5 protein-coding genes, 1 tRNA gene and 1 pseudogene are annotated in these 4,799 nt (G+C 66.0%); 3 read left to right on the top strand and 4 right to left on the bottom strand.

Annotation, left to right across the window (positions count from 1 at the left end; all coding sequences use genetic code 11):
- Nucleotides 1–484, top strand: a 484-nt coding sequence (locus tag WB785_RS21335) for a DNA polymerase III subunit delta' C-terminal domain-containing protein (protein WP_424081569.1), incomplete at its 5' end; no start/stop codon positions are given.
- A 109-nt stretch (nucleotides 485–593) separates the two neighbouring features.
- Nucleotides 594–666, top strand: a tRNA-Thr gene (locus WB785_RS21340).
- Between the two features lie 5 nt (nucleotides 667–671).
- Here WB785_RS21340 and WB785_RS21345 read toward each other — a convergent pair.
- Nucleotides 672–2,501 carry a hypothetical protein gene (locus WB785_RS21345; RefSeq protein ID WP_424081570.1) on the bottom strand — a complete coding sequence of 610 codons (1,830 nt, stop codon included), beginning with the start codon at nucleotides 2,499–2,501 and terminating at the stop codon, nucleotides 672–674.
- Between WB785_RS21345 and WB785_RS21350 the strand changes: the two genes are divergently transcribed.
- Complete coding sequence (locus WB785_RS21350; protein WP_424081571.1) at nucleotides 2,467–3,411, top strand: NAD-dependent epimerase/dehydratase family protein; 945 nt, start codon at nucleotides 2,467–2,469, stop codon at nucleotides 3,409–3,411. The two genes, WB785_RS21345 and WB785_RS21350, sit on opposite strands and share 35 nt — an antisense overlap.
- Before the next feature lie 78 nt (nucleotides 3,412–3,489).
- On the opposite strand, the gene WB785_RS21355 is transcribed toward WB785_RS21350, so the two are convergent.
- From WB785_RS21355 to WB785_RS21365, 3 genes and pseudogenes are all read right to left on the bottom strand, one after another.
- Nucleotides 3,490–3,825: a DUF2304 domain-containing protein gene (locus WB785_RS21355; protein ID WP_424081572.1), complete on the bottom strand. Its 336-nt coding sequence runs from the start codon at nucleotides 3,823–3,825 to the stop codon at nucleotides 3,490–3,492.
- The gene (locus WB785_RS21360; RefSeq protein WP_424081574.1) at nucleotides 3,822–4,523 is read right to left on the bottom strand and encodes a glycosyltransferase family 2 protein; all 702 of its coding nucleotides are present in this window, start codon (nucleotides 4,521–4,523) and stop codon (nucleotides 3,822–3,824) included. Before WB785_RS21360 ends, WB785_RS21355 begins: the two co-directional genes overlap by 4 nt.
- 43 nt (nucleotides 4,524–4,566) lie before the next feature.
- Nucleotides 4,567–4,799: pseudogene (locus WB785_RS21365) on the bottom strand (hypothetical protein); the annotation flags it as partial.

Consider the following 4,799-nt stretch of genomic DNA (forward strand, 5'->3'; position numbering starts at 1 on the left):
ATCAAAGGCCTACGGCGCCGCCGAGGCGCTGGTGGCCGCGGCCGAAGCTGAGGCGGCGGTGCTGACCGCTGGGCGCGACGAGGCTGAAACCGAGGAGCTGCGCACCGCGCTGGGCGCGGGAGGTACCGGGAAAGGCACCGCCGGGACGTTGCGCGGTGCCGCCGGGGCGATCAAAGACCTTGAGCGACGGCAGAAGTCGCGTCAGACCCGGGCGTCGCGGGATGCGCTGGACCGCGCTTTGATCGACCTGGCGACCTATTTTCGGGACGCGCTGCTGGTGGCCGCCGACGCGACAGGCGTGCGGCGCAACCACCCTGACATGGCAGAGCCGATCGCGGCGATGGCCGCGCATGTCACACCGGAGCGGTTGCTGCGCTGCATCGAGGCTGTGCTGGAGTGCCGCGAAGCGCTCGCGGTCAACGTCAAGCCCAAATTCGCCGTCGACGCGATGGTCGCCACGATCGGCCAGGCGCTGCGCGACTGAACTTGATTGCCCAACTCCTCCTCATCGCGCTGCGCGCTCTGCATCGTCGCCGGGCGAACTTGGGCCGGTGTGAGGGCCTGCCGTAGACTCGTGCCGCCCCGCAGGGCACGCCACCTTAGCTCAGTCGGTAGAGCGGCTCACTCGTAATGAGCAGGTCAGGAGTTCGATTCTCCTAGGTGGCTCGGATCTACTTCGGCACTGCGTAGCCCACCGGCCCGGCGGCAATGCACACCGCGAGCGCGGCCGTGTCGGCTCGCGCGGTGATGGCATTGCCCGCGCCGGGCAGCCGGACAAAGACCCGGTTGAGTCCGGGATGCACGGGCACCTTCGTGTTGGGCCCGTCGGACAGCGATAACGTCATCGAGCCGTCGCTGTTGGCCAGATAGTTGAGCTCGGCGGTCCAATCCGTCGGCAGCAGAGGGCCGTCCAAACCAAGGCGCACCGGTCGATCCGGCTGCACGAAGTAGCCACACTGTGGCACCGGCCCGGGCCAGATCGCGCGGACCCATGTCACCTGCGCGTCGGCCAATCGGCCCGAACTGTCCAGTATCCGCAATTGCGTTGTCGCCGCGGTGAATTCGGGGCGGTCACGTAGCGGTGCGAACAGGTGGCTGGCCAGATTGTCCGGCCATGCCACTCGGCCCAAAACCATCGGATCGACCTCTTGGTCCAGCAACGGCGCATTCGAAGCCGCGTGCGCGTCGGCCAATCCGCGGCGGGCATTCTGCAGATAGGGCTGGGCGGGGTTATCTCGCCAGGAGGTCAGAAACGTCGCCGTCGAATACCCACTGCTCGCTACGAACGCCGCTGCGGCAGCGGCAGTCACCACAGTGCGGCCCACTGACGCGTCCAGCCAGCGCGACGCAGGACGGTTGGGCGCGCAGAACCCGACCGCCGCCAGCAGCGCCAGCACCACAACGAGATCGGGGAAATAGCGCAACGTTTGGGCCAATTCGAGCGCGGTGAACCGCGATGAGCGCATCAGATAGATCGGCACCTGGCAAGCAACCACGTAGCCTGCCGCGGTCAGCCACACCGGCATAAGGCGCCGCTTGCGCGCCAGCGAGACTCCCAGCGCAATGGTCAGCACCAGCCAGCCCAGCACTCTGGCCGCCAGCGGCGGGATAGCCCACGGCGAGGCAGGTGCCCAGCGGGCCCAGGCCCATGGGCCCCCAACCAAACCGGGAACGATCCCGTGAGTGACGGAGCGGCGCAACAGATCCCACGTCATCAACAGATCCGAACTCCACCGCTGCTGGTTGACCACAACCAGATAGACGGCGATCCACGCGGCGGTCAGCGCCAGCGACACCGCCCACAGCCGAAGCCCGGCCCGCCATACCGTCACCAAGGGCGCGCGGTCACCTTGTACGTGGCTCACCAGCGCGACGATTGCGAATGCGACAAAGGGAATTACCGCGGCCTTCTCGAAGAACAGCAGCCCACCGAGGTAAACCAGCACGCCGGTCACCGCGTAGCGCTGGTTGCCCGTTCGGACCAGCATGATCGCATCGGCGCAGACCCAGGCCAGCGCAGCGAGCATCGGCAGCGAGTTCAGCGCCGCCGCCCACCACGCGAAACCGGGAACGCCCAGCGGGGTGAACAACGCAAAGGTCAGCGGGATCAGCAGCACCGGGCGCCAGCCCAGAATCACGTGCAGTGCCCGTAGCAGCGCCAGCGAAGCCAGCAACTGCAGCACCAAAAGGCTGATCGCCGGACCGATCCAGTTCAACGGCGCCAACCGGGTAATGGCACCCGCGACCAGGAAGGCGGCCGGCATGACATGGCCGTCGTGGTCGTCGAACAGATACGACGGCGACAACAGGCCATGGGTGCCGGCCCGCCCGACAAGGATCAAGTCATCCCAGTAGAAGTAGCCCCGAAACGCCAGCACCGCCCGGATCACCAGCTGCACCGCGATCAGCGCGGCAGCGGCCAGCGCGACGTTCGGGGTCCGGGCAGCCCATCGGTATGGTGGGCCGGTGCGCGCACTGGTCACCGGGGCAGCCGGTTTCATCGGGTCGACGCTAGTCGACCGGTTGTTGAGCGACGGGCACAGCGTCGTGGGCCTAGATAACTTTGCGTCTGGGCGGGCCACGAACGTCGAGCACGTGGCCGACAATCCCGAGTTTGTCTTCCTCGAAGCCGACATCGTCACCGCGGATCTGCAGGCGATCCTCGACGAGCATCGCCCGGAGGTGGTGTTTCACCTGGCCGCGCAGATCGATGTACGGCACTCGGTGGCTGACCCGCAATTCGATGCGTCGGTCAATGTGATCGGCACCGTGCGGCTGGCCGATGCAGCCCGGGCAGCCGGTGTACGCAAGGTCGTGCACACGTCGTCGGGTGGCTCGATCTACGGCGTCCCGCCGTCGTACCCGACCAGCGAGGACGTGCCGACCGATCCGGCGTCGCCGTATGCGGCGGGCAAGGTTGCGGGCGAGATCTACCTCAACACGTTTCGCCATCTCTACGGCCTGGAGTGCTCGCACATCGCGCCGGCCAACGTCTACGGCCCCCGACAGGATCCGCACGGCGAGGCCGGTGTGGTGGCGATCTTCGCGCAGGCGCTGCTTTCCGGTAAGCCCACCAAAGTCTTCGGCGACGGCTCCAACACCCGCGACTACGTGTTCGTCGACGACGTGGTGGACGCGTTCGTCAAGGCGTCGGAGCCGGTCGGTGGCGGGCTGCGATTCAACATCGGCACGGGTGTGGAAACCTCTGACCGCCAACTACATTCAGCGGTCGCCGCTGCTGTCGGCGCGCCCGACGATCCGGAATTTCATCCGCCACGACTGGGTGACTTGAAGCGGTCCTGGCTCGATATCGGTTTGGCTGAACGGGTTTTGGGCTGGCGCCCGCAGGTGGCGCTCGACGAGGGTGTGCGCCGCACGGTGGAGTACTTCCGGCGGGCGCATTCGGTCTAGCGCAAGGCGTCGAGATTTAAACTGTTGCGATGAATTTCGGCGTGTCGTCGCGATCGTTTAAGTGTCGCCGCAGCCTGCTTATTCAGGCGTTTGGGCGCCTTCTAGCGCGACCGCGCGTGCCAGTCGCGCGTAACGCAGCTCCAAGTCTTTGAATCGCAGATAGGTGCTCAACGTGGTGAAGATGAAAGCGATGATCAGTGCGTAGAGCATCAGGTCGGTGCCGCGGTCGACCCCGACCCAGTGCGCCACCACCGTGGTGTCGTTGGGCCGCAGCACGGCGTACACACCGGCGAGCACGAATACCAGATAGCCGACTTTGACCCAGGCCTTTGACTGGGCGCTGCGACGAGACCGCAGCAGGTAAACCAATAACGCGATGATCGAGGCGATCAGCAGACCCTGGATCCAGTTCATCGCGGCGTCCTTCCTCGTAGCAGCCCGTCGAAGATGATGTTGACGCCGTTGAGCAGCGGCTGGCCTTTGGATTTCGAGTATTCGGTGTAAAGCACCTCGACGGGTTCTTCAGCGACGCGCCAACGGTTTTCGGCGATCAGCATGATGAACTCGGTGGCGTGGCTCATCCCGCTCATGGTGATGTCCAGCCCGTCGGCAACGGTTTTGTTGAAGACCCGCAGGCCGTTGTTGGTATCGGTCAATCCCAGCCGGCGGCCCCGCGGACTCAATCGGACGGCCGTGCGAAGAACGACGCGCTTCATCAGTGGGGGCCTTGTGACTCCCGCTCCGAATCGAGTTCCGATGACGACGTCCACGTCGCCGGCGCCGAGCCGATCGATCATCGTGATGAGGTCTTTGACGCGGTGCTGACCGTCGCCGTCGAAAGTCGCAAAGACCTGCGCGCCGGGCTGGCGCCGCGCGTACTCGACACCGGTCTGGATGGCCGCACCCTGGCCGAGGTTCACCGGGTGGCGCACCAGATGCGCCCCGGCCCGCAGCGCGATGTCGCCGGTGTCGTCGGCGCTGCCGTCGTCCACGCACACCACCTGGGTGAAAACCGAGCGCAGATCGGCGATGACGTCGCCGATGACGCCGGCTTCGTTGAAAGCCGGCACGATGATCCAGACGTTGCGCGTTTCGCTGAGCGTTTCGTGCATTTCAAGCCCACAAGCTACACGCCTGTTCGCCCAACTCGGCTGATCAACTGCCGGTGCGCGACAGTGCGACCAGATGCACTCCGATGCCAACCAGCGGTCCGCACAACAACGCGACGACGGTGCGGGTCTCCAGCGGCAGTGGCAATAACAGCAGCAGCGTCGAGGCCACCGTCGCTCCGACCCAGCCAAGCGCGTAGGCACGATGCATCGCGGCCGCGACCGTGGCCGCGCCGGTCAAAGTCAGCATGGCGATCGCCACCGCACCTGCCGTCAGCC

Source organism: Mycobacterium sp., from assembly GCF_049585075.1.
GTDB lineage: Bacteria > Actinomycetota > Actinomycetes > Mycobacteriales > Mycobacteriaceae > Mycobacterium.